General features: G+C 63.5%; 2 protein-coding genes. Both read right to left on the bottom strand.

The genetic code is table 11. From position 1 onward, the window contains the following. The coding region (locus tag EN914_RS34775; protein ID WP_127389657.1) for an FAD-dependent oxidoreductase at window positions 1-433 on the bottom strand (433 nt) is incomplete at its 3' end. 98 nt (window positions 434-531) lie between these two features. Beyond that, window positions 532-1,590 (bottom strand): dipeptidase, encoded by a 1,059-nt coding sequence (locus EN914_RS34770; RefSeq protein ID WP_013529297.1) that lies wholly within the window; start codon window positions 1,588-1,590, stop codon window positions 532-534. Between the last annotated feature and the right edge of the window lie 13 nt (window positions 1,591-1,603).

Below are 1,603 nucleotides of genomic sequence, written 5' to 3'. Positions count from 1 at the left end.
GGCAGGCAAGCCAGTCGGCGACGGTCAGTCCGGCAATCGAGGCATCGTCCGGATCGATCCCGTTCATGCGCTCGCGGATCGCCATCGCGGCATGATAGGTCCGCTCAGCTCGTTGTGCGGACATCGTCGGCTGGGTGATGAAGTCGCCATCGACATAGGTTTCAACCAGCGTCTTGCCGCGCGCCTCGACCATGGCCATCAATTCCGGCATGTCCTCGCACAGGAACTGGCCACCACTATCGATGCGTTCGCCAAGTCCGTTCAGTCGGGACTCGACGCGTCCGCCGACGCGGTCGCGTGCTTCGAGCAGGATGAAATCGATGCCGGCCTTCTTCATCTCAAGCGCCGCCGACAGGCCGGTGAAACCCGCACCGACGATGACGACATCGGTTCGCTCGAATTCGCCGCCCTCATCCGTGAAGGTCTTCAGCATTGCCGGCTATCCACCCAATCGTATCCGGCTTCCACCGACGAACTATGTCCTTGTCGACATATGCCGGCGGGCCGAACACACCATGCCGCAGGCTGTCTCTAACCTATCGTTTTCTCGAGCATATTGAGCCAGTTGCGATAGGCGATTTTTTCGATCAGCGCGCGGCCGAAACCGCGTGCCGCCAATGCATCGATCAGCTTCGGCAGGCCGGCGACATCGCCGATGACGGCCGGGATCATGGCGCCGTCGAAATCGGAGCCAAGACCAACGCCGTCCTCACCCAGCGCCTGCAGCAGCGAATCGATATGGCGCACCATGATATCGAGGCTGGTGTCGGCATTCATGCGACCGTCCTCGCGCAGGAAGCCGGTTGCGAAGTTCAGCCCGACCATGCCGCCGGTTTCGCGGATCGCGCCGAGCTGCCAGTCGGTCAAGTTACGCGAATGGCCGCAGATCGCGTGCACGTTGGAATGGGTCGCCACCAGCGGCGCATCGCTGAGTGCGGCGACATCGCGAAAGCCCTTCTCGTTGAGATGCGACAGGTCGATCATGATCTTCAACTGGTTGCAGGCCTTGACCAGCGCCTTGCCGGCATCGGTCAGGCCAGGGCCGGTGTCGGGCGAAGACGGGAAGCGGAACGGCACGCCGTGGCCAAAGGCGTTCGGACGGCTCCAGACGATGCCGAGCGAGCGCAGGCCGGCTTCATGCAGCACGTCGAGCATGGTGAGCTCGGGATCGATCGCCTCGACCCCTTCGATGTGGAACACCGCGGCGATCGACCCTTGCGCCATGGCATTGCGCACATCGCCGGCGCTGCGGCAGACGGTGAGCGCTCCGGCCCGTTCCAGCCTGAACAGGATCGAGGCCATCGCGATGGTCGAGGTCAGCGCCTCATTGCGCGGAACCTCGGGCGGCAGCGGTTCGGCGGCGCCCGGCGCCAGGGGCACGGCGCCGCGCCTGGATTTCTCGACAGGCGGCGGAAAGATGGCGAACATGCCCCCGGCGAAGCCGCCGGCTTTCGCGCGTGGCAGGTCGATATGGCCGCCCGATTTCCCCTCGATGAACAGTTTTTCGACGTCCGTGTCTTTCGACTGATGGAGTCTGAGCAACGTATCGTTGTGGCCGTCGAAGACGGGAACGAGATCGGTTTCGGTCATTGGGGGATCATTC

The sequence above is a fragment of the Mesorhizobium sp. M7A.F.Ca.CA.001.08.2.1 genome (genome assembly GCF_003998455.1).
GTDB classification, from domain to species: domain Bacteria; phylum Pseudomonadota; class Alphaproteobacteria; order Rhizobiales; family Rhizobiaceae; genus Mesorhizobium; species Mesorhizobium ciceri.
This window is presented reverse-complemented; position numbering and strand designations above follow the sequence as displayed.